Annotated in this window: 24 protein-coding genes and 1 pseudogene; 2 read left to right on the forward strand and 23 right to left on the reverse strand. The window is 44.5% G+C overall.

The window, feature by feature from the left end:
- Positions 1–2 precede the first annotated feature (2 nt).
- The 8 genes from FTV13_RS09075 to mazG form a co-directional block, all read right to left on the reverse strand.
- The gene (locus tag FTV13_RS09075) at positions 3–272 is read right to left on the reverse strand and encodes an HPr family phosphocarrier protein (RefSeq protein WP_034169914.1); all 270 of its coding nucleotides are present in this window, start codon (positions 270–272) and stop codon (positions 3–5) included.
- Entirely contained in the window at positions 269–1,120 is an 852-nt protein-coding gene (rapZ, locus tag FTV13_RS09080) for an RNase adapter RapZ (protein ID WP_004782131.1), read from the reverse strand. The genes FTV13_RS09075 and rapZ overlap by 4 nt, the downstream gene beginning before the upstream one ends.
- Positions 1,121–1,138: 18 nt before the next feature.
- The gene (gene panC / locus FTV13_RS09085; protein WP_004782130.1) at positions 1,139–1,987 is read right to left on the reverse strand and encodes a pantoate--beta-alanine ligase; all 849 of its coding nucleotides are present in this window, start codon (positions 1,985–1,987) and stop codon (positions 1,139–1,141) included.
- A 1-nt stretch (position 1,988) separates the two neighbouring features.
- Entirely contained in the window at positions 1,989–2,798 is an 810-nt protein-coding gene (gene panB / locus FTV13_RS09090) for a 3-methyl-2-oxobutanoate hydroxymethyltransferase (protein ID WP_004782128.1), read from the reverse strand.
- A gap of 52 nt (positions 2,799–2,850) precedes the next feature.
- Positions 2,851–3,336 (reverse strand): 2-amino-4-hydroxy-6-hydroxymethyldihydropteridine diphosphokinase, encoded by a 486-nt coding sequence (gene folK / locus FTV13_RS09095; RefSeq protein WP_179992366.1) that lies wholly within the window; start codon positions 3,334–3,336, stop codon positions 2,851–2,853.
- Positions 3,333–4,808, reverse strand: a complete 1,476-nt coding sequence (pcnB, locus tag FTV13_RS09100) for a polynucleotide adenylyltransferase PcnB (protein ID WP_180011818.1) — start codon at positions 4,806–4,808, stop codon at positions 3,333–3,335. The genes folK and pcnB overlap by 4 nt, the downstream gene beginning before the upstream one ends.
- A gap of 136 nt (positions 4,809–4,944) precedes the next feature.
- Positions 4,945–5,373 (reverse strand): ComEA family DNA-binding protein, encoded by a 429-nt coding sequence (locus tag FTV13_RS09105; RefSeq protein WP_159124105.1) that lies wholly within the window; start codon positions 5,371–5,373, stop codon positions 4,945–4,947.
- Positions 5,333–6,145, reverse strand: coding sequence for a nucleoside triphosphate pyrophosphohydrolase (gene mazG / locus FTV13_RS09110; RefSeq protein WP_180011820.1), 813 nt, complete (start codon positions 6,143–6,145; stop codon positions 5,333–5,335). Before mazG ends, FTV13_RS09105 begins: the two co-directional genes overlap by 41 nt.
- A gap of 89 nt (positions 6,146–6,234) precedes the next feature.
- Here mazG and FTV13_RS09115 point away from each other — a divergent pair, with 89 nt between their 5' ends.
- Positions 6,235–7,005 carry an SDR family oxidoreductase gene (locus tag FTV13_RS09115; RefSeq protein WP_159124107.1) on the forward strand — a complete coding sequence of 257 codons (771 nt, stop codon included), beginning with the start codon at positions 6,235–6,237 and terminating at the stop codon, positions 7,003–7,005.
- Between the two features lie 25 nt (positions 7,006–7,030).
- On the opposite strand, the gene FTV13_RS09120 is transcribed toward FTV13_RS09115, so the two are convergent.
- On the reverse strand, positions 7,031–7,651 hold the full coding sequence (locus FTV13_RS09120) for a 4'-phosphopantetheinyl transferase superfamily protein (RefSeq protein ID WP_180011836.1): 621 nt from the start codon (positions 7,649–7,651) through the stop codon (positions 7,031–7,033).
- Between the two features lie 262 nt (positions 7,652–7,913).
- Here FTV13_RS09120 and FTV13_RS09125 point away from each other — a divergent pair, with 262 nt between their 5' ends.
- Positions 7,914–8,483, forward strand: a complete 570-nt coding sequence (locus FTV13_RS09125) for a hypothetical protein (protein ID WP_159124108.1) — start codon at positions 7,914–7,916, stop codon at positions 8,481–8,483.
- Between the two features lie 56 nt (positions 8,484–8,539).
- Here FTV13_RS09125 and der read toward each other — a convergent pair whose 3' ends face one another.
- The 14 genes and pseudogenes from der to FTV13_RS15765 form a co-directional block, all read right to left on the reverse strand.
- Positions 8,540–9,952, reverse strand: coding sequence for a ribosome biogenesis GTPase Der (gene der, locus FTV13_RS09130; RefSeq protein WP_166139054.1), 1,413 nt, complete (start codon positions 9,950–9,952; stop codon positions 8,540–8,542).
- 176 nt (positions 9,953–10,128) lie between these two features.
- Positions 10,129–11,277 carry an outer membrane protein assembly factor BamB gene (gene bamB, locus FTV13_RS09135; protein WP_180011822.1) on the reverse strand — a complete coding sequence of 383 codons (1,149 nt, stop codon included), beginning with the start codon at positions 11,275–11,277 and terminating at the stop codon, positions 10,129–10,131.
- A complete protein-coding gene (locus tag FTV13_RS09140) occupies positions 11,274–11,972 on the reverse strand; it encodes a tetratricopeptide repeat protein (protein ID WP_005232125.1) in 699 nt (232 codons plus the stop codon). Before FTV13_RS09140 ends, bamB begins: the two co-directional genes overlap by 4 nt.
- Before the next feature lie 30 nt (positions 11,973–12,002).
- Complete coding sequence (gene hisS, locus FTV13_RS09145; RefSeq protein ID WP_179992373.1) at positions 12,003–13,298, reverse strand: histidine--tRNA ligase; 1,296 nt, start codon at positions 13,296–13,298, stop codon at positions 12,003–12,005.
- A gap of 3 nt (positions 13,299–13,301) precedes the next feature.
- Positions 13,302–14,423 (reverse strand): flavodoxin-dependent (E)-4-hydroxy-3-methylbut-2-enyl-diphosphate synthase, encoded by a 1,122-nt coding sequence (gene ispG, locus FTV13_RS09150; RefSeq protein ID WP_004782104.1) that lies wholly within the window; start codon positions 14,421–14,423, stop codon positions 13,302–13,304.
- A 23-nt stretch (positions 14,424–14,446) separates the two neighbouring features.
- Positions 14,447–15,232: a helix-turn-helix domain-containing protein gene (locus tag FTV13_RS09155; RefSeq protein WP_179992375.1), complete on the reverse strand. Its 786-nt coding sequence runs from the start codon at positions 15,230–15,232 to the stop codon at positions 14,447–14,449.
- A complete protein-coding gene (gene pilW / locus FTV13_RS09160) occupies positions 15,223–15,996 on the reverse strand; it encodes a type IV pilus biogenesis/stability protein PilW (RefSeq protein ID WP_373684495.1) in 774 nt (257 codons plus the stop codon). Before pilW ends, FTV13_RS09155 begins: the two co-directional genes overlap by 10 nt.
- Positions 15,997–16,037: 41 nt before the next feature.
- Positions 16,038–17,273, reverse strand: a complete 1,236-nt coding sequence (gene rlmN, locus FTV13_RS09165; RefSeq protein WP_180011824.1) for a 23S rRNA (adenine(2503)-C(2))-methyltransferase RlmN — start codon at positions 17,271–17,273, stop codon at positions 16,038–16,040.
- Between the two features lie 121 nt (positions 17,274–17,394).
- A complete protein-coding gene (gene ndk, locus FTV13_RS09170) occupies positions 17,395–17,826 on the reverse strand; it encodes a nucleoside-diphosphate kinase (RefSeq protein WP_004782097.1) in 432 nt (143 codons plus the stop codon).
- Between the two features lie 109 nt (positions 17,827–17,935).
- Positions 17,936–18,136 (reverse strand): Fe-S cluster assembly protein IscX, encoded by a 201-nt coding sequence (gene iscX, locus FTV13_RS09175; protein ID WP_005232138.1) that lies wholly within the window; start codon positions 18,134–18,136, stop codon positions 17,936–17,938.
- 88 nt (positions 18,137–18,224) lie between these two features.
- Positions 18,225–18,776: a phosphatase PAP2 family protein gene (locus FTV13_RS09180; RefSeq protein WP_004782094.1), complete on the reverse strand. Its 552-nt coding sequence runs from the start codon at positions 18,774–18,776 to the stop codon at positions 18,225–18,227.
- A gap of 1,090 nt (positions 18,777–19,866) precedes the next feature.
- A complete protein-coding gene (locus FTV13_RS09185; RefSeq protein ID WP_180011826.1) occupies positions 19,867–21,471 on the reverse strand; it encodes an IS66 family transposase in 1,605 nt (534 codons plus the stop codon).
- 74 nt (positions 21,472–21,545) lie between these two features.
- Positions 21,546–21,881 (reverse strand): IS66 family insertion sequence element accessory protein TnpB, encoded by a 336-nt coding sequence (tnpB, locus tag FTV13_RS09190; RefSeq protein WP_180011828.1) that lies wholly within the window; start codon positions 21,879–21,881, stop codon positions 21,546–21,548.
- A pseudogene (locus FTV13_RS15765) lies at positions 21,878–21,982 on the reverse strand (IS66 family insertion sequence element accessory protein TnpB); the annotation flags it as partial. The pseudogene FTV13_RS15765 and the gene tnpB, both read right to left, overlap by 4 nt.

Below are 21,982 nucleotides of genomic sequence, written 5' to 3' on the forward strand. Positions count from 1 at the left end.
GATTAATCTGCCTCATAAAATTTTGCCGCAAACAGTGCCTGAATTTCAGATAAGGCCTTTTCCTCATCTGCACCTTCAATCACTAAGCGTAAAGTTGTTCCTTTGCCCGCACCAAGCATCAGCAAGGACATAATATTTTTGGCATCAACCAATTTGTCCGACTTGCCAATCTGGATACTGGAACGAAATTTGGTGGTAACTTCAATGAGTTTACCTGATGCACGCGCATGTAAACCTAGTTTATTAATTACGTCAACAGTCGTATCAATCATGACCAGTGCTTCATTTCTCGGTGGAGGACTTGAATAGACCATTTTGCCTCAAGCGCTTTTTTTAGTCTATCCACAATATAAACAGAACGATGCTGGCCGCCAGTACAACCAATCGAGATAGTCATATAATGACGATGACCCTCAGCAAAGGTCGGCAGCCATTTGTCTAAAAAGTGATAAATATCCTGAAACATGTCTTCGACCTGATCACTTTTCTCCAGGAATTCCTGTACTGGTTGATCGAGGCCTGAGTATTTGCGAAGTTCCAGTTCCCAATGCGGATTCGGCAAATGACGGACATCAAATACATAGTCAGCATCTAAAGGAATGCCATGCTTATAGCCAAAAGATTGCAGAATCACAATCAGGTTATCAGTCTGTCCTAGCTTATACAGCAAGGTATGTTTCAGATCATGAACGCTTTTATCGGTGGTATCGATATGCACTGTAGAGCGGAGCTGGATCGGCATCAGCAGGACTTTTTCTTCCTGAATACACTGATGCAAACTCTTGAAACGGGCAGCCAAAGGATGCGGACGGCGTGATGCACTAAAACGGGCAATCAACTCCTGATCCTGTGTGGTCAGATAGATGACATCCACCGTACCATGCTGTTGCAGCTGTTCAAATACATGGTCGAATTCCTGCAAATCTGCACGGGTACTACGAACATCCACCCCAAGCGCCAACTGTTCCAGGTTATTTTCACAGTCCAGCTTCGCCACAATTTCAGGAAGCAAGGCCAAAGGCAGATTATCAATACAGTAATAACCCAAGTCTTCAAGTACCTGCAATGCAGAAGATTTACCTGAGCCAGATTGTCCTGTCACAATTAAAATGCGCTTCATGCCTTACGATCCTTTTACTTATCCAGCTGCATATTTGATCTGCAGATTATCAATCAAACGAGTTTTCCCTAATTTCGCCGCGATCAGAATCACGACATCCTGATTAAATTCATCAATTTTCTGCAATTCCGGTGTACGGGCTTCTACATAGTCCATTACCAGACCTGCATCTGTCAAAGTCTGACGGATACCAGCCAGTGCTTCCTCCAAAGTTTTACCTGCATGTAACTGCTGCTCAGCAGTTTTCAGACTCTGGAAAATAACCGGTGCTGTCGCACGTTCCTGCTCGCTTAGATAGCCATTACGCGAACTGAGTGCCAGACCATCTTCAGAGCGGGCAATTGGCACACCAATCACTTCCAGCGGAATATTCAGGTCTTGAACAAACTGACGAATCACAGCCAGTTGCTGATAATCTTTCTGACCAAAGAAAGCATAGTTAGGCTGAACAATATTAAATAATTTGGTCACCACGACCGCTACACCATCAAAATGACCTGGACGCTGTAAGCCACATAGATCATTGGTGATACCAGACACACTGATATTGGTCAGACGTGGCTTGTTACCATACATCTGCTCTACAGTTGGGGCAAAGACAATGTCACAACCTACATCTGCCAGTAACTGCTGGTCCTGTTCCAATGTACGTGGATAATTATCAAAATCTTCATTTGGTCCGAACTGGATCGGATTAACGAAAATACTCACAACAACGACATCACACAGTTTACGCGCCTCACGCACCAGATTCAGGTGACCCTGATGCAGGTTGCCCATGGTCGGGACAAAACCAATAATTTTACGCGCAGAACGTGCAGGATTGAGCGAAGCAGATAATCCTTGGATGGTTGTTTCTGTTTTCATGTTACAACTCGACTTGGAATGTTTGTTCAGGTGCTGGGAATGAACCATCTAAAACAGCCGCATGATAGGCTTTAAATGCATCCAGAATTGCAGTCGCACCAGACTGTTCTTTCATAAAGTTACGTACAAATTTCGCGGTATGGCCAAAGGTTAGACCAAGCATGTCTTGAACGACCAATACCTGGCCATCAGTGGCTGCCCCTGCTCCAATGCCAATCACTGGAATATGCGGGAATAGTTCAGTAATTTCCTGACCCAATTGTGCAGGCACACATTCCAGCAACAGCACTGCTGCACCGGCTTCAACCACTGCCTTACAGTCAGCAATCAGTTGATCGGCCGCTTCACGGGTACGGGCCTGTAGCTTATAGCCACCAAAGACATGCACCGACTGCGGAGTGAGACCCAAGTGAACACAGACTGGAATCCCGTTACGGGTTAGAACCTGAACGGTTTCCGCCAGCCAGGCACCACCTTCCATCTTGACCATTTGTGCACCGGCCTGCATCACCGTTTTTGAGCTTTGTAATGCATCATTCAGAGTGGCATAACTCATAAATGGCAGATCAGTCATAATCAGTGCATGCTGATTGCCACGGCGTACCGCTGCGGTATGGTAAGCCATATCTTCTACAGTCACAGGCAAGGTTGAATCACGACCTTGAATCGACATACCCAAAGAGTCGCCTATCAGAATACTGTCAACTTCAGCAATTTCCATGGCTTTGGCCATACTGGCGTCATAGCAAGTCAGGCAAGAAAATTTGCGTCCTTCCGCTTTATATCGTCTTAAATCACTGAGACTGATCATGAAGATGTTCCTCTATTATTGAAGTTCTCTCGAACATGCCAATAATTAAAAATTAAATATTTGCCCAATTCGTGCGGTCAAAAACCGTTAAGGTTGATTGCTTGACGATGTCCAGGTCTTTTAATGTGTTTCCATTCAGCTGCAAGTTGGCATCAATATCCAGTAATGGCACCAATACAAAGTCACGTTCCAGCACGCCCACATGCGGTACGGTTAACCGTTCATTTTGAATCTGTTCATCACCATAAATAAGCAGATCCAGATCCAAGGTACGTTCACCCCAATGACGTAGACGCACACGCCCAGCCTCCTGTTCAAAGGCTTGCAGACGATCCAGCAGATCCAGCGGTGCCAGATCCGTAATTAACTGTACGACAGCATTAAAATAATTCGGCTGATCTTGTGGCCCCATGGGTGGGCTTTGGTACAAGTGTGAGGTTTTTACCTGCCCCAAACTTGCCAGCTTTTGCACGGCTTCAGCCAGAATCTGGCGTGAATCGCCCAGGTTACTTCCTAAACCGATATAGGTCACTGTCATTGTGTAGGCCCAAAAATAACCTGGCTTAAATCACGCTGCACCCGTTTACGCTTGGTAATTGGATGGTCTGCACCAATGTCACCGCTGGCACTGGCCGCCACATGAGAAATCGGTTTGCTACGCTCATTCTCAAATTTGGCTTTACGCGCACGACGGCTACGTGGTTCCGGCTCATTCACCAGAGGTTCAATCTCGGTTGCTACATCTTGTGCAGCCAGGCGCTGTTCCAGATGTTCTTCCTGAGAAGCCTTACGACGGCTCTTGGCACGCTGACGATTATATTGAGCAATGGCACGCTCTTTTTCATCGCTGCCCATTTGCTGATAGGCTTCCCACCAGCTTCCCATACCTTGTGCAGTTTCATCGCCTGATTTTTCACGCAGCAACAAAAAGTCAAAGCCGGCACGGAAACGTGCATGACCTGATAATGCTTCAATTTGCTGTGGTTTTGGATTGAGCAAGCGGGTTTGCATTTCCCAGACTTCACGAATGAAAGTTTCCGCAAAGCGTGGAATCACAGTACGGGTAGCCTGACGTTTCAGTACATCCAGTCCTGCTTGCGCACGTGCTTCCGCAGGCACTACCCCTTTAGACAGATAAAAATCACAGCGCTCCAGGAACGGTTGCCACAACAATACCGCATAGAAGAAAGCCGGATTGATGGTCTTGCCAATTGAAATACGCTGATCGGTATTTTTCGCTGCCAGTTCAATAAATGCAGTAATGTTTGGCTTGATATCGGCAAACAGCTGACGCCAGATGCCAAAATCGATCAGCATTGGCATCACGCGATTCAGATGTCCCATAGTGAATAGCTTTTGCGATTCATCATAGAGACGGTGTGGAGACACATCACGTAGAAGCTGGGTCATTTCCGGAGTGAAAATATCCAGAATGGCTTTATCAATACTGAAATTGAGTTTGGCTGCAAAACGTAAAGTTCGCAGCATCCGGACCGGATCTTCCTCAAATCTTAGAGTCGGATCACCCAGTAAACGCAGCGTTTTGTGTTTAATATCATCTACTGCATTGCAAAAATCCAGCACGATACCTTTGCGTGGCTGGTAATACATGGCATTGATCGAAAAATCTCGACGAGCAAAATCCTGCTCAATGGTGCCCCAGTTATTATCGCGCAGGATCATCCCTGCTGCAGAGGTCACCGCTTTTTTAGGAGGCGCACGGAAAGTTGCCACTTCAACCAGTTCACGGCCCGAATAGACATGCGCCAGCTCGAAACGTCGTCCGATAATCCGACAACGCCGTCCGAACACTTCTTTAACCTGAGCTGGTGTAGCATTGGTCACTGCATCGAAATCTTTGGGATTTAAACCCAGCATCAGATCCCGGACACCACCACCTACGATATAAGCTTCATAGCCTGCCTTGGTTAAGGCATCAATCACATCGAGAATATAAGAAGGTAATTGAGCGGTTGATAAACCACATTTTGACGCGCGCAAAGTTTGCAAAAGACGCTGTCTCCTACGTCTGAACGTAAAATTCTAAGATGACGCTAATCATATCGCTTACACCGCTAAAGGGCAATTTGATTATGTCATTCTCATGGTTCAGATGGATGGCTTATTTACAATAAATTCAGCAGGGTTACAAAGCCAGTTTATCCTTGTTTTTGGCAAATAAGGCCGGCCCGATGCCTTTGACCTGTTGAATATCTTCAATTGTTTTAAATTTACCATTTTTTTGCCGGTATTCAATGATCGCTTCCGCTTTCTTCTGCCCGATGCCATTTAACTGCTGTAACTGCTCAATACTGGCCTGGTTCAGACTGATTTTATCAGCAGCTGAAGAGGCGGATAATGCAGGTTTAGCCAGATAATGGTTGTTTTCAGAAACGGGGGTAGCAGCAGCAATTTTCTTCTTCAGGCGTGCATCATGCTGCTGCTGACGTACTTTCCATTCTGCATAATCGGTTGCAGTTGCATGTACTGTTCCAATTGAAGTATAGGCCAGCCAAATGCCTAGCAGGACAGTATTAATCCATGCTGGACCTATGCGATGTTGTACTTTGTTCATGAGCGGCTCTTTGTTTTAATTCTAATTTGGCCTGTTCCCAGAGCTGATCCAATTCAGCCAATGACAGGCTTTCCAGATTGAGTTGCTGTTGTTCTGCCCGATCTTCCATCAGGGCAAAGCGAGTCCGGAATTTATGGATCGTGCCCAATAATGCCATCTCGCTTGAGACACCAAGTTTACGACCAACATTCACCAGTGAAAATAAGCAGTCTCCAAATTCTTCGAGTATTTCATCGGAATTTTGTCCAGCAACGGCTTCTTTGAGTTCAGCCAGTTCTTCTTTCAGCTTGCCATAGGCACCCGCGACATCTGGAAAGTCAAAGCCGATTTTGGCGACATTTTTCTGGATCTCATCCGCCTGTTGCAGTGCAGGTGCATGCTTGATCTCATCCAAACGTGAACGTGGCTTACCCTGTTTTTCTTTCTGCTTGATTTCTTTCCAGAGTACCGAGACATCTTCAGGACTCAGCTGTGCAAACTGTTCAGCCTGAAATACATGCGGATGACGACGAATCAGCTTATCCGTAATCGCCTGAACTACATCATGAAAATCAAAAGCGCCCTGCTCGCTATACATTTGTGACTGAAATACGACCTGTAACAGCAAATCACCCAGTTCATCCCGCACCTCATCAGCTTGGCCAGAGCGCACTGCTGCTTCAACTTCATAGGCTTCCTCAATCGCATATTTGGTTAAAGATTCGGGAGTCTGTTGCTGATCCCATGGACATTTTTCACGTAACTCACGCATGACTTGGAGTAATTGTTCCACCGTAAAACCTCTTCTTTACCAAATAGCCGCATTATTTTGCCTGTTTCTTGCTATGCTCAAGAAAAAAAGACAATAAGGAGATCAAGCACATGCACAGTATATTGATTAGTGGTGCAGCACAAGGAATTGGTGCCGCGACAGCCAGGCTATTTTACCAGCAAGGTTATAAAGTCGGAATTTATGATATTAATCTTGAACAGGCAGAACAATTGGCCCAGCAACTCGGTGAACATGCCAAAGCTGGCTTTCTGGATGTAACCGATTATGCATCATGGGAAACTACTCTATCTGAATTCGCATCCTGGTCAGGTGAAATCAATATTCTGGTAAATAATGCCGGGATTTTATATTCTGGTCCTTTTGAAGAAACGAATATTACTAATCACCATCGCACCCTTGACGTGAATATTAAAGGCGTCCTGAATGGCTGTCATGCTGCTTTACCCTACTTAAAGCAGGCTTCCTTTGCCCGGGTCATTAACCTGTCTTCAGCATCGGCGATTTATGGCCAAGCGGATCTGGCTTCCTATGCAACCAGCAAATTTGCGGTTCGTGGTTTGACTGAAGGACTAGATATCGAATGGCAAAAATATGGCATTCGGGTATTTGATGTGATGCCGCTTTTTGTTAGCACTGCAATGGTGGAAGATATGCAGGCCGAAAATATCAAAAAAATGGGCGTGCATCTAAAAGCTGAGGATGTAGCGCAGGATATTTTCAAACTGGCACAGCTAAAAGATTCAATTTGGCAAGTGACCCATCATCCAGTCGGATTCAAGAGTAAGTTTTTATTTCACTTATCTCGAATGAGTCCACAGTTCGTTAACCGGCTGAGTAATTTAATGATTGCCAAACAATAAGAAATATTTTGGGCTTACTCTACTTTTAAACAGCTTGATGAATCTGAATCGTTGGAAATCTTAGGCCTTTACAGGAATGCTCGCTTTGCCAGGCCACAGTGAGCATGCAACCCGCTAAAATATAATTTTGATAGGCATAAATTCCAATTTCTGGATGTTCACAACGTCCACCATCCTGATGTGGATGGATTTGGGTATTCAGCTCATTGAGGTTTATCCGGATTCCGAGTCCTGAGGCTTTTAGGACCGCCTCTTTGGTGGTCCAGACTTTAAACCAGTATTCAGGATCGTAATCTAATGCCTGCCACTGTTTCAGCTCTTCAGGATGAAAAGCGTGTTGGGCTAGGGCTTCAAAACGTACATTTCGATTAAGTTCTTCGATATCGATCCCCAAATTCTGAATATGTTTGCTTGTTGCTAATCCATAAAAGTTTTGGCTATGCGTATGATTAAAGCCATAGTCTGGATGGGCTGAAAGATAGGGTTTGCCGTATTCGGTTGTAGTAAAGTCCTGCTGGTCAATAACACAACCTAAATGTGCAGCTAGCAACTGATTACGATAGTTATAAATTAATTGTTTACGCTGCTGAATATAGGTTTTCCGATCTAAGTCTTGTAAATGTCTAAGTCGTGGTGCCAGCGCGATCCAATCAATATGAATAATAGACTTCAAAAATAGTCGCCCTTATAAAAAATGTTACTTTTAAGGCCTTCAGTATAAATCAACCTGATTGCCTCTCTGACAAACTATAGGTAATATCTTAAAATATATTTTAATAAAACTTAATTAAAACAATAAAATATACTGTAAATCAAAATAAATAATTGAGCTTTCAAGCTATTTTTAATCGAATAAAAAATAGTTACAATCCAGCTACAATTTTATACATAGAAAAACAGAGGGTCATATGTTTAAGCGAATCATATTCAGTACGACAATTGCTGCACTATCATTTTCAACACAAGCTGGCTCCTGGCTAGAAGCTGCTACTGCAGTTATGGGAGCTAGAAACGGCGCCATCATGGATCAGGCTGAAGCAAATATGGAGCGCAGCCGTGCACAGGCGAATGCTGCTGTTGCACGTGCAGACCGTGCCTATGCTTCTAATTATAATAATGCTTCAAATCAAAATAACGGTGTCTACTCAACAACATACTTAAAAGGTTTAGATTGTACAGATTTGGCAGTAGAAGCGCGCAGTTTTGAACGTACCTTAGAAGCAAGTCAAAATGCACTTAACCAGGCGAATGCTCAAGCCAATAATCCTGTTTCTAAATTGGCAGGTATTGCAAGTGGTGCATTATCTGCTTTTGCAGGTCAATCACAAACAGTTGCGCGCGCAACTGAAATTACCAATGCTTTTACTGGCAATAACAATCAAAATAATATTGCTGCTTCTCAAGCCGATGCTGACGTAGCTTTAGCTAATCTTGAAAATATCCGTATTTATCAAAAAGCAAAAAAATGCTCAATCTAAAATATGAATAAATAAAAAAGCCTGCTTTTGCAGGCTTTTTTATTTAAATATGACAATTAACCACGTTTAAATTTTTTCTCGGCTTTCTTAAATTTCTGTACATAACGACGGCGACGCGCAGCAGTACGTTCATCCAGCTGTGACTTGCGACCTTCAAATGGGTTTTCTGAGGTTTTAAATTCAATTTTTACTGGTGTACCTTCAAGCTTGTACACTTTACGGAATACATTTTCCAAGTAACGGCGATAATCTGCAGGTGTCTTATCTACCTTATTACCATGAACCACGATAGTAGGTGGATTCTGTCCGCCCATATGCGCATAACGCATCTTAATACGACGACCTTGTACAGTAGGCGGTTGGTGCGCTTCAGTGGCATCATTCAGGATCTGAGTCAGCTTCGCTGGTGATACTTTCAGATGTGAAGAATCATAAGCACGGTGAATCGATGGATACATCTCACCGACACCTGTACCATGTAGCGCAGAAATCAGGTGGATTTTCGCCCAAGGAATAAAGTCAAAACGACGCTCTACATCGAGCTTACATTGTTTACGATCATATTCGGACATGTTGTCCCATTTATTGATCGCAATCACCATGGCACGGCCAGCTTCCAGTGCATAACCGATCAGGTGTAAGTCCTGCTCTACAATCCCTTCACGCGCATCAACAACAACAACTACTACGTGCGCATCTTTCATCGCCTGTAAGGTTTTCACAATTGAGAATTTCTCAATCATTTCATCAACCTTACCTTTACGGCGTACCCCAGCGGTATCAATCAGGGTGTATTGACGACCATCACGCTCAAAAGGAATATAGATTGAGTCACGCGTCGTTCCTGGCTGGTCAAACGCTACAACACGCTCTTCACCCAATAGACGGTTTACTAGTGTCGATTTACCTACGTTTGGACGACCAATAATTGCAAGACGTAGACCAGTATTCTTGTCATGTTCTTCTGGACTTTCATCTTCAGGCACATCTTCAAGTACTTCTTCCAGCATTTGCTGTACGCCACGGCCGTGGCTAGCAGCCACTTGCATAGGCTCGCCCATACCGAGTTTATAAAACTCGACCAGAGCAGCTTCAGCATGCACACCATCAACTTTGTTAGCTACAAGAAAAACTTTCTTGCCCAAAGTACGCAGTTCACGAGCGATCTGTTCATCAGATGCCAGTAGTCCGGCACGTGCATCGACCACAAAAATGATCATGTCGGCTTCATGGATCGCAGTTTTAGACTGCTCAGCCATGTAGGAGTCAATACCGCCTTCATTTTCACCGATACCACCAGTATCCACGACAATGAAAGATTTGTTTTGATAGATCGCATCACCATATTTACGGTCGCGTGTCAGACCAGCAAAGTCTGCCACCAATGCGTCACGGCTCTTGGTTATCTGGTTAAACAGAGTTGATTTTCCGACGTTCGGACGACCAATGAGCGCAATTACGGGTTTCATAGATTAACCTTTATTCAATATCAGGCTGTCTAAAAATGGCCTGAACATCAGAAAGTTTTGGAAGAAAAAGGGAATAGGATTAAAGCCTAAAATAAATAAAAACACGGGGCATTGAACATTCAATCACCCCGCGTAAAAAATACGGTTGGCTTATTTTAGCATAAGCCAAACAAAAATTAACGATTCTGCCAGATGCTTAATGCACCCTTGCGTGTAGAAACATAGAGCTGGTTGTCAATTACACGTAAATGACGCACTTCACCAGAAGTTTTAGCACGGCCAATAATCTGCCCTGTTGATGGATTCAGCAGGTGCAATACTCCGTCCAGATCACCTACGACAAGCTCAGTTCCGAGCATTACCGGATTGCTCAGCTGACGATTCAACAACTGATCATTTTCCCATAAAGGCTGACCAGTGGTAATTTCATAAGCACTGATTTTACCATCAGTTTGGGCAACGAAGACGCCATTGCCCACCACTTCCGGACGCTGGATACTGCTGGCATCTTCGCTCCAGATCACCTGTTGTGAAGCCAGATCAAATACAGTCACCTGACCTTGATAGCTGGTGGTCACAATAAACTGACCTGCTACGACAGGATCACCGTCAATATCGATCAAACGCTGAATGTCCGAACGACCATCCGAGATTGCAACACGGCGCTGCAATTTAGGCACACCACTTAAGGCATCGATTGCATAAATATAAGCATTTGAAGTCGCAATCAATACATTACGCGCATCTAAAGGCACCGGAGCCGCCATGCCACGCAGGCTAAACTGGACATTCGGTAAATCATAGGTCCAGACCTGAGCGCCTGAGGCCACTTCGTGAGCATATACAGTACCGTCATTAGTGACAGTAATTACGCGACCTGCATGAATCAAAGAAGGCGCCAAGATGGCACCAGTCAATTGTGCAGTCCAGCGTTGTTCGCCAGTCTGCTGATCTAGCGCGATCAATTGGCCTTTGTTACTGCCAACCACCACGATCCCATCAGCGGCTTCAACGCCAGAGCTTAAAGTATCTTTGCTGACTTTTTTCTGCCACAGGCGCTGCTTGCCATTAAAAGCAGTGACTTCACCCTTAGGGTCGATCGCAAATACGACTCCGTTATCCGCATCCAGACGTAAACGTAGCGGATCAGCCTTCTCTGTTGAAGAAACACTGGTCGAAAATACAGGAACAAGTGTTTTAGTCTGACTGATTTTTGGAAGTGGATTCGGTTTTACTTCTGGTACTTTATTGGTCTTACCCGCACAGCCAGCGAGTGCAAGAGTTAAAACAGTTAAAGCACAGGTGATTTTATATGTTCTGTTCATTCAGCTTCTTCCACTTGTGTTTCTATAATTGGGCGTTCGATTTCCGGGTCATCGACCAACACGCCTACGCTTTCGAGCTTAATTTGTAAAATTTGACGTTCTTCTTTACGTTCAATCAAAGCATCCCATGCACTTTGATATACTTTTTTGGCATTTTCAATATCATTTTTGGCAACATAGATATCGCCACGTGCTTCATCGGCGGTTGCTTTAAATGCAGGTTCAGTCACTGCATCCAAAGTTTTCAGGGCTGCATCATATTTTTTCTGTGCTAATTGTGCATAAGCCAGACGCAATTTAACGACCTGAACCAGGCCTTTATCATCAACTTTAGAGTTTTCAACTTTTTGTAATGCTTTCTCAGCGGCAGCGTAATCCTGCTTGTCATAAGCCAGTTTCGCCATGACCAACTGGGTTTGAATCGCTTGAGCTGAATCTGGCGCTTCTTTGACAATCTTGTCTGCAGTTTCAGATAGCTTGGCAAAAGCATCACCATCTGCAGCCTGTGCTTCATCCATCAGTTGCTGAACCTTGGCAGTCTGCATTTGCGATTCCGCCAGGTTTTTCTTCTGCCAATATTCCCATCCGAAAAAGGCAATCAGCGCAACCAGAATCCCGATAATGATCGAAGAACCATACTTCTTCGTGAAGGATTTCAAACTTTCAAGTTGTTCATCATCAGTCATTGCGCTCATGCGATTACCTTTTTCCTAATGTTTTATCGATTATTTTGAAGAAATTTTAGTACTGAAAAATGCGACAAAGTCTGCAAATGGCACAGTAGATTGCTCTGCAGTCGCCAGCTCTTTCACCGTAAAGCTTTGTGCTTCAAGTTCACGCTCACCGATAATGGCCGCATATAAAGCACCGGCTTGATCGGCTTTTTTCATTTGCGACTTCATTGAACCTTGTGAGCCGACTTTCAGACGAATATTACTGCCTGCAGCTTCCAATTGATCACGAATCTGTTCGGCCAATACCAGTGCTTTACCTTGAGAAGCAGGATCGGCAACCAGGAATACTTCGCAATCACGTACTGGCGTATTATCTTCAACCTGTTCCAGTAGAAGCAATAAACGCTCCATCCCCATCGCGAAACCAACTGCAGGTACAGATTGATCCGCTTTGCCTTTCAATTGACCGACCAAGCCATCATAACGACCACCGGCACACACAGTACCTTGTGAACCTAAATGAGTCGTAGTCCATTCAAATACGGTTTTGTTGTAGTAGTCCAGACCACGTACCAGTTTCTGATTGATGACAAAGCTGATACCGGCATCTGACAAATACTGTTGCAACTGGTTAAAGTGTGCCAGTGTTTCTTCACCCATAAAGTCATGAAGTTTTGGCGCATTTTCTAGGATACTTTGAGTTTTGGCATCTTTCGAATCCAGAATACGCAGTGGATTAGTCGTCAGACGGCGCTGAGAATCTTCATCCAGATCCGCTTTATGCGCTTGCAGGAACTCTACCAGTGCCGCACGATACGCCGCACGTTCATCAGACTCGCCCAAAGTATTTAGTTCGAGTTGCACCTTGTCAGCCACGCCCATACGTTTCCATAGACGTGCTGTCATCAGGATCAGTTCTGCATCTTGATCAGGCGTTGCCACACCAAATGTTTCCACGCCAAACTGGTGGAACTGACGATAACGGCCTTTTTGCGGTTTTTCATAACGGAACATCGGTCCGATATACCACACTTTAGGTGTTGCACCACGAAGCAGGTTATGTTCCAGCATCGCACGTACACAGCCCGCTGTTCCTTCAGGACGTAAAGTCAGAGACTCAGGCGGATTACCTTTGTCCAGAAAGGTGTACATTTCTTTTTCAACGATATCTGTGGCATCACCAATCGAACGTTTAAACAGATTAGTCTGTTCAACTATCGGCAAACGGATCTGTTGATAGCCATAGGCATCCATCAGACCTGACAGATGCTGTTCAAGACGTCTCCAAGCTGGGGTTTGCGTTGGGAGAATGTCATTAAAACCTTTGATTGCGACGATTGAACTCATGATCTACTCAGAAAAACTTGTGCGAATAATTTCTTTTGATTTGGCTTCTTCAAGCTCGGAAACACGTTGACGAACCATTGATTCGATTTCATCAACCAGTTGATTGGTATCGATTAAATGGCTCTTTTCACCATTACGATACACCAGTGAGCGCGGACTTGCACCTACTACACCAATATCGGCTTCTTTGGCTTCACCCGGACCATTCACTTTACAGCCAATCACAGACACATCCATCGGAACACGGACATCTTCCAGACGTTCTTCCAGGGTCTGCATCACTTTAATCACGTTAAATTCCTGACGTGAACAGCTTGGGCAGGCAATAAAGTTAATTCCGTTAGAACGAAGACCCAGCGATTTCAGGATATCAAAACCAATCTTGATTTCTTCTTCAGGCTCGGCTGCCAGAGAAATACGCATGGTATCGCCAATGCCTTCCATCAGCAGACCGCCCAAAGCAATCGCTGATTTTACTGAACCGGTACGATACACACCCGCTTCCGTCACACCCAAGTGCAATGGATTATCAATCTGTTTAGACAGCAGACGATAAGCATCCATCGTCAAAAACACGTTTGATGCTTTGACCGATACTTTGAATTCATGGAAATTCAGACGATCCAGAATGTCGATATGACGCATTGCAGATTCCAGTAATGCTTCACCTGTTGGCTCGCCATATTTTTTCTGGATATCTTTTTCCAGTGAACCGGCATTCACGCCAATCCGCATGGAAATGTCGTTATGACGTGCTGCTGCCACGACTTCACGAATCTTGGCTTCTGAACCGATATTCCCCGGGTTGATACGCAGACAGTCTGCACCCAGATCAGCAACAGCCAGCGCAATTTTATAGTCGAAGTGAATATCTGCAACCAGTGGTACGTCAACTTGCTTACGGATTTCACCAAATGCAGCCGCTGCTTCCATACTCGGCACAGAGACACGCATGATGTCCGCACCTGCATCCACACAACGCTGAATTTGTGCAACAGTTGCTGCGACATCACAGGTTTCAGTATTGGTCATTGACTGAACAGTGATCGGTGCATCACCACCGACATAGACAGAACCGACACGGATTTTACGTGTTGGACGGCGCTGAATTGGATTTACGATCATGATTTCGCCCTATCTGCTCACCATTAACGTGATAAACGGAAATCTGCTTTTCCGTTAACCGTATAAGGTGACAATGCAATACTTTCATTATTTAAACTGAGTGATACTGCTGTCGCATCATCCAGTCGGATCTGGAATGGCGCTTCACCGCTCAGCTCTATAGTAGACGCTTGACGGCCAGTGGCCAGCACGTTACCGCCTGCATCTACAATATGCACAGAGGTTGGACGGCTAAAATCAAGCTTAAGCTGATCACCGGACATGGCAGCACCGGCATCCAGATTCAAAATCTCAACATCAGAAGAAGTGTCAGCAACTTCAGCATTATTTGAACTGCTTTCTGACCAGTTCTGGATCATGGCGACCAGTGCACCCAAGATCAGTACTACGACCAGCGCAATCAGACCGCGTTTTAACCATTTGCGGTTACGATCACGCTTTGATCCTGGCAATTTACCCATGATCTTGATTGGAGAATCTTTCAGAGCATGCGTTGCAACCATACCGGTATCATTGGCATAAATTTCATCAAAACGCTGAATCAGGCTAGAAGCATCGACACCGAGATATTTGGCATAGGTGCGGTAATAACCCTTAATAAAAGTCGCTTCAGGCAAGGATTTATAATCATCCTTTTCCAAGGCATTCAGGGTTTTTACCGGAATATTGAGTTCTTTGGCAACGTCTTCAAGCTCACGTTGCTGATTAATACGAATCTTGCGTAAGTACTCGCCTGGACGCTGAACATTTCCTAACGCGTTTGGAGCTACGCTCGAATTATTCGAATCTGAATTAGGATTTACTTCCATACGGCCTCAGTACTGTACTGTAATTGCAAATAACGTTGGTATTCCGGGCTTTCAGGGAACAATGCACGTAATTGATTCACCAATACCTGCATGCCTAACTGATCGCCACTGGCACGCGCAGTGCGAATGCCAATCCAGAGCGCACGGGCACTCTGGTTTTTCTGCCCCACACCACGTACAAACTGTTCATACATTTGAGTCGCGGCCGGGAACTGCTGGTTCAGATAAAAAATTTCTGCCAACTCTAACATTGATATATACGAAGCGCGATTAGCCTGTAGTGCCTGTTTGAATGATTTTTCAGCATTCACCAGATCACCCTGTTTCAGGTAAATCCGTCCCATATTCTCAAGGGCACGAAAACGCTGGTCATAACCTAAGGTTGCGCCGGCAATTTCGAACTGCTCGATCGCATCTTTATAGCGCTCAAGCTGATATAAATAGGTGCCGTAGTTATTTCGTGCCTGGGCATTTTTTGGATCTGCCGAAATTGCACGCTTGAAATAACCTTCAGCTTTTTCAAGATTGGGTTTGCTGCCTTCCTGCTGAAGCAGCACCCCCATCATCATATTGGCTTGCGAATCACGCGGATTAGTTTCCAGTGCCTGATCCAGCGCACGTTTGGCTGAATCCAGATCACCGTTTTTAAGATATTCAACCGCCAACTGAGTACGAACCTTGGTGGCTTTTTCCGGATCCTTCTGACCCAGATCTGGCGTTTGACACGCAGTTAAAACCAAAGACCCACATACTACTGAAACCAAAGCAAGTTTAGATGTCAGACTACTCAATTGGCGACCTCTTGTTATCCTTGTGAGCGCATAATCTCATTGGACTGCGCAATTTTCTTTTTCCACTGTTCCGCACGACGGGTACGGTCAGCAACTTGTCCTACCAGTTGTCCACACGCAGCGTCGATATCATCACCACGTGTCTGACGAATCGTACACACAAAACCGGCATCAGACAAAGTTTTTTGGAAAGAAATAATCCGGTTACGGCTTGAACGGCCATATGGCGCATGCGGGAACGGGTTAAATGGAATCAGGTTAATCTTGCTTGGCAGATCTTTAAGCAGCTTGATCATCTGCTGGGCATGTTCAGGTTTGTCATTTACGCCATCCAGCATTACATATTCGATAGTCACGTGCTTACGCGCACTTTCATTACCATCTTTAGTGATGTAGCGCTGACAAGCGGCAATAAGCTGCTCTAATGGATATTTTTTGTTGATTGGTACCAGCTCATTACGCAGCTCGTCATTGGTTGCGTGTAATGAAATCGCCAAAGCCACATCAATATCTTGGGCCAACTGGTCAATTTTCGGCACGACACCAGACGTTGAAAGCGTTACGCGGCGTTTAGACATGCCATAAGCAAAATCATCCAGCATAATGCGCATAGAATTTAATACAGCGTCATAGTTCAGGAGTGGCTCACCCATGCCCATCATCACCACGTTGGTCACTGAACGCTCACGCTCAGCCACAGGCACTTCTTCCATATAGGAATAGTTGGCCATCCACAACTGACCAATGATTTCAGCTTGAGTCAGGTCACGCTGGAAACCTTGCTTACCGGTTGAACAGAATGAACAGTCTAGGGCACAGCCCACTTGTGAAGAAATACACAGGGTCTTACGTGAGCCGGTTTTGTCTTCTGCCGGAATCAGGACAGTTTCAACCAGAGAGCCCTCACCATCACCGACACGGAACACCCATTTACGGGTACCGTCTTTGGAATAGTTTTTATGCACCACTTCTGGCGCTTTAATTTCACAAATCTTTTCCAGTTTTTCACGCAGCTTGCCCGAGATATTGGTCATCTCGGCAAAATCAGTCACGAAATACTGATGAATCCATTTCATCACCTGACCGGCACGGAACTTCTTTTCGCCCATATCTTCGAAGAATTTTTCCATTTGCGGACGTGACATGCCTAGTAAGTTCACTTTTTCCACAGAATTTTGCTGTGCAGGAGTGGACGGAGATTGTTGCTGTGCATCAGAAACTGCTGATGTAGCGACCACTTCAGTACTCATGTGTATACCTAAACCATGTCTAAAGATGAAAGGAGAAGCTCAATATCTGAGCAAAGAATTATTCAGAGAATAAAAAAACCAGATAAGTATAATAACACTTATCTGGTTTGAATACTGCGTATTAACGAGTACGTGGAGCAATCTCAGTTTGCGCGAAGAAGTAGTTAATTTCGCGGTCAGCAGATGCTACAGAGTCAGAACCGTGAGCAGCGTTTTCGTCGATGCTTACAGCGAAGTCTGCACGGATTGTACCAGGAGCAGCTTCTTTAGGGTTAGTCGCGCCAAGGATGTCACGGTGAGCAAGAACAGCGTTTTCGCCTTCAAGAACTGAAACAACAACTGGACCAGAAGTCATGAATGCAACTAGGTCACCGAAGAAACCACGTTCTTTGTGCTCAGCGTAGAAGCCTTCAGCTTCAGCTTGAGTCAGGTGTTTCATTTTAGTCGCAACGATTTTAAGACCTGCTTTTTCGAAACGAGCGAAGATGTCACCGATGTGGTTTTTAGCAACTGCGTCTGGTTTTACGATAGATAATGTACGTTCAATAGCCATGATTGGCTCCTTAAGTCAATTGTTGACATGAAAATTTGCCGCATTATACCGAATAATGGACTTTTTTCTGCCTTTAAACTGTAAAAAAATTGCTTTTTTCAATTGGTAATTAACGTGCTTCGTCAATCCATGCCATTTGAATGGCTTCCAGAAGCCCTTCGGTTGATTTGGTTGGATCGTCTTCGAAATCAGGAAGTGCACATACCCAGGCATGCAAGTCAGTAAAGCGAACCCATTGCGGATCCACGTCTGGATGCGCTTCATACAATTCAATCGCGATATCGAGGGTATCTGTCCAACGTAAACCCATGTCTATTCCTAAGCCTATTTACTGTGATGTAGTACTTTAGCAAATCTGCAAATTTCTGCGAGTCTTTGCCGGATCATCTTGTGATTTTTTACAACATGATATTAAAAAAAGGTGCCGTAAATACAATCATGGTGGCTACCAGCGCGCCCAATATTGCCCCTACCGCCACATCACTTGGATAATGCAAGCCTAAAACCATTCGGGAGATCGCGACCAAAATGGCAAATGGCAGCATTAAGAACAGCAAAAAAGGCACGATATAACCCAGCACAATGGTCACCATCACTGCATGCAAGGTATGTCCCGAAGGAAAACTAAAATGATCCAGCGGATGCTCACAGAGCCGAATCACCTGATGCACCTGATAAGGACGTGGCCGTACTGTCTTGGTTTTTAAAAGTTTATAAATCAGGGTTCCAACCATACTGCCAAACACCAGATAAACAATCTGTAAGGTATACATCAGACCCTGAATCAGCCAGACGGCAATGAGCATCAAATACCAGAATACGCCATTGCCCAACCGGCTAATGATTTTAAAAAAAGCTGCAATGCGTTCTGAATGTGAAAAATGATTAAGATAAATACAGCCTTTTAAATCAATTTCTAAAAATTTTAGTTTTGCATTCTGAAATTTCATTGTAGAGCTCTTATTGTTTTATGCCCTGTATTTCAGGTTTGGTACGACTGAAAAATAGGGCTTGTTCAAATTGACGCATGAGATAATCGCTATTCACCTTTTTAGTTTGTTAATGTCCGCATCCTTCTGTAATCGTTATAAATCGCTTAATTCAGACATCTAAAGATGAATTCTTACTACTATCCCAACCTACTCAGCCAACTTTTCCGATCATGTTGCAGCTGTAAACAAGTACATCCATGATCATTAGCGATCACTGCTCCACCGCTGGCCATCGCCTCCTGCACTATATTTTCTAACCTTTCAATCCGACCTATCTGAACTGTTAATAGATGATTTATGTATACTGGCATTCATTGAAATACGTCTGGATCACTACATTCAATTCATTCTTTGAGAATACTAGCCTTTAACAAAACCTGAGAAGGATCGAATGTGTTTTGAGTATAGTGCAGTTATAGCACCCAAGACTTTGGTGAAAATGTATCTGTAAGCCGCTTCTTGCCTTGCTCTTACTCAAAATTCGGCTATTTCCAAGCATTTAAAAGTTAATGAGATATAACTATCTATACTTTTAAGTATGGGGCTCGGGTGTGACTGTTTTATGAATTGATTTATGGGAGCTTAGCATTTCTTACATTATCAAACTTGCTGATGCTTTATGTCTGTTCCATCTACCTTTTCAATTTCTTTACTATACTTATGCTCAACTAATAACCGATTAAATACCTGATCCATGCCAATGAATTCAACTTGTAAAATAGTTGCCATTTTTGAATATGATTTATTTTTTGAGATAACCTTTTATCTTCAAATCCCCAGTCAACCAACAAAGCTGCTCCAAGCAATAAAATTAAAATTAAGACAGCTAACCACAAACTTAATGAAAGCCAACTACCCCCACAATACATCACGATAAATAATCGTTTGGATTTGCTGCCATGAAGTTTTGGTATTTTTTAATTCGAATGCATATTGCTCAAACTCTTGATCACCTGCTCCTACTTCAATCCAAACATAGATATGATTTTCTATATTAAAAATTCAGTTCGATCTTTCGTAAGCGTCCGCTGAACCCCATGCCTATTTTTTAATTTGAGTTGGATTTCCAGCGATGTGGCAGTAATTCTTCTATTTGGGTCGCTTTATGTGTCGGCAGCCTTTTCAGCACATCACTGAGATAGGCATACGGATCCAGCCCATTCAGCTTTGCTGACTGGATTAAAGTCATGATATTGGCTGCTCGTTGACCACTGCGCAGCGAACCTGCAAATAGCCAGTTCTTTCGTCCCAAGGCCCAGGGGCGCATTGAGTTCTCTGCCCAGTTATTGTCAATGGGTAGATTGCCATCATCCAGATAGCGGCTTAAAGCTGGCCAACGCTTCAGACTGTAATTGATGGCCTTGGCGGTTGGAGAACTCGATGGCACCGTCAGATAATGTTGGTTGAGCCATTCATACAGTTGTTGCATCACCGGTTGACTATGCTGTTGTCGGTATTCGCGGCGCTGTTCTGCCGTACCATCGGTCTTTTTCCTGAGTTCTGCTTCTATCGCATACAGTTTCTGAATCATCAGTAATGCCTGTTCAGTGATCTGACTTTTCCCAGTCACATGTAGCTCATGGAATTTACGACGTGCATGCGCCATGCAGCCCACCTCAATGACATCGCCTGATTTAAAGCGTGCTTTATAACCACTGTAATCATCACAGACCAGATGGCCCTGCCAGCCATTCAGGAACTCTTCTGCATGCTGACCTGAACGGCTATCCTGAAAGTCATAGATCACCGCTTGAACTGGATTGTACTGTGTAGTGGCATAGGCCCAGACATAACCTTTCTTCGGTTTTTTCTCATCATCACCCATCCGCATAATGGTGACTGGTGTTTCATCTGCATGCAGCACCTGCTGTTGCAGCACCACCTCTTTTAAGGCATTGGCCAGAGGCTCCAGTTCTACACCGCAGCGACCTATCCAGTCAGATAACGTTGATCTAGAAAGCTCGATTCCCGCCCGCTGATAGATCAGACGTTGACGGTACAGCGGTAAATGATCGGCATACTTCGATACCAGCACATGGCTGAGCAGTTCAGGTGAAGCAATGCCTTTATCAATCACATAGGCAGGCATCGCTTGCTGAGTCAGGGTGTCACACTGATCACAGACCCATTTGCCACGCACATGCTGTTCCTTATAGAACTGTGCCGGTCTGAAATGCAGTTTTTCACTGATATCTTCGCCGATACGACGCAAGGTGCAGCCACAAGCACATTGGGTTGATGTTGGTTCATGCTCGATACGGATGGTGTGTAGATGATCGGGTAGCAGTCGACGTTTAGGTTTGTTGACTGTGGCTTTCTCTGTCGCTGCATCGGTTTTATCTGCATTCAGCCGCTCCAGTTCCAAATCAACTGCTGCGATATCCTCTTCAACCGCTTCGTCCCACAGATGGATTTGTTTTGCGGTGAGATGTTCGTTTTTACTGCCGAATTTGTGCTTTTTAAACAGCGCCAGTTCATGCTCGTATTTTTGATTGAGAATGGAAAGATGTTGGTTGCATGCTTCAAGATGCTGAACTTTGGTATCTAATTGTTGGTTATCTTCTGCGAGTTGTTGATGCTGCATTGCCAACTGCCGGGTAAATTCCAGCAGTTGTTCATGGGTCAGTTGGCTTAAGTCAGGCAGCGTATTCATGACCGCAGTATGCCTGAGGTCATGACGCAGAGGAAATAGAACGTTTGGAGAATAGCAGAATGTACCAACCTGGTTTAGAGCATCGTCACTACCTGCTGTCGTCCAATGCGCTGCCAGGGCAAACCCTGGATCAGTGCCTGTAACTGTTCCGGGCTGAGGGCTACGCTTTCACCCTGGTGAACTTTAGCCCAGTGAAATTTGCCCTGTTCCAGCCGCCGGGCACACAGCCAGATCCCCAGTCCATCATGCACCAGTACTTTCATGCGATGGCCACGTTTATTACAGAACAGGTAAGCACAATGCGGTTTGATGTAGCCAAAGGCTCTCACCACCTGAGCCATGATAGTATCCATCCCTGCTCGCATATCCAGAGGTTGGGTAAAAAGCCAGATTTCATCAATGCGGATCATGTTGCAAGTGCCTTGAGTAATTCTGCTAAAGCAGATATTTCTGATACTTGCCATTTCAAGCCAATTTCTGCTTTTGAGTGGGGTAAAGTAATTTGAACCGT

Origin of the sequence: Acinetobacter sp. YH12235 (assembly GCF_013417705.1) — a bacterium.
In the GTDB taxonomy this organism is placed as follows: Bacteria; Pseudomonadota; Gammaproteobacteria; order Pseudomonadales; family Moraxellaceae; genus Acinetobacter.

Excerpts from the sequence above, each read along its gene's own strand:
- FTV13_RS09075 (WP_034169914.1), bottom strand. The coding sequence starts at position 272 with ATGATTGATACGACTGTTGACGTAATTAATAAACTAGGTTTACATGCG.
- rapZ (WP_004782131.1), bottom strand. The coding sequence starts at position 1,120 with ATGAAGCGCATTTTAATTGTGACAGGACAATCTGGCTCAGGTAAATCT.
- panC (WP_004782130.1), bottom strand. The coding sequence starts at position 1,987 with ATGAAAACAGAAACAACCATCCAAGGATTATCTGCTTCGCTCAATCCT.
- panB (WP_004782128.1), bottom strand. The coding sequence starts at position 2,798 with ATGATCAGTCTCAGTGATTTAAGACGATATAAAGCGGAAGGACGCAAA.
- folK (WP_179992366.1), bottom strand. The coding sequence starts at position 3,336 with ATGACAGTGACCTATATCGGTTTAGGAAGTAACCTGGGCGATTCACGC.
- FTV13_RS09105 (WP_159124105.1), bottom strand. The coding sequence starts at position 5,373 with ATGAACAAAGTACAACATCGCATAGGTCCAGCATGGATTAATACTGTC.
- FTV13_RS09115 (WP_159124107.1), top strand. The coding sequence starts at position 6,235 with ATGCACAGTATATTGATTAGTGGTGCAGCACAAGGAATTGGTGCCGCG.
- FTV13_RS09125 (WP_159124108.1), top strand. The coding sequence starts at position 7,914 with ATGTTTAAGCGAATCATATTCAGTACGACAATTGCTGCACTATCATTT.
- der (WP_166139054.1), bottom strand. The coding sequence starts at position 9,952 with ATGAAACCCGTAATTGCGCTCATTGGTCGTCCGAACGTCGGAAAATCA.
- bamB (WP_180011822.1), bottom strand. The coding sequence starts at position 11,277 with ATGAACAGAACATATAAAATCACCTGTGCTTTAACTGTTTTAACTCTT.
- FTV13_RS09140 (WP_005232125.1), bottom strand. The coding sequence starts at position 11,972 with ATGAGCGCAATGACTGATGATGAACAACTTGAAAGTTTGAAATCCTTC.
- hisS (WP_179992373.1), bottom strand. The coding sequence starts at position 13,298 with ATGAGTTCAATCGTCGCAATCAAAGGTTTTAATGACATTCTCCCAACG.
- ispG (WP_004782104.1), bottom strand. The coding sequence starts at position 14,423 with ATGATCGTAAATCCAATTCAGCGCCGTCCAACACGTAAAATCCGTGTC.
- FTV13_RS09155 (WP_179992375.1), bottom strand. The coding sequence starts at position 15,232 with ATGGAAGTAAATCCTAATTCAGATTCGAATAATTCGAGCGTAGCTCCA.
- rlmN (WP_180011824.1), bottom strand. The coding sequence starts at position 17,273 with ATGAGTACTGAAGTGGTCGCTACATCAGCAGTTTCTGATGCACAGCAA.
- ndk (WP_004782097.1), bottom strand. The coding sequence starts at position 17,826 with ATGGCTATTGAACGTACATTATCTATCGTAAAACCAGACGCAGTTGCT.
- iscX (WP_005232138.1), bottom strand. The coding sequence starts at position 18,136 with ATGGGTTTACGTTGGACAGATACCCTCGATATCGCGATTGAATTGTAT.
- FTV13_RS09180 (WP_004782094.1), bottom strand. The coding sequence starts at position 18,776 with ATGAAATTTCAGAATGCAAAACTAAAATTTTTAGAAATTGATTTAAAA.
- FTV13_RS09185 (WP_180011826.1), bottom strand. The coding sequence starts at position 21,471 with ATGAATACGCTGCCTGACTTAAGCCAACTGACCCATGAACAACTGCTG.
- tnpB (WP_180011828.1), bottom strand. The coding sequence starts at position 21,881 with ATGATCCGCATTGATGAAATCTGGCTTTTTACCCAACCTCTGGATATG.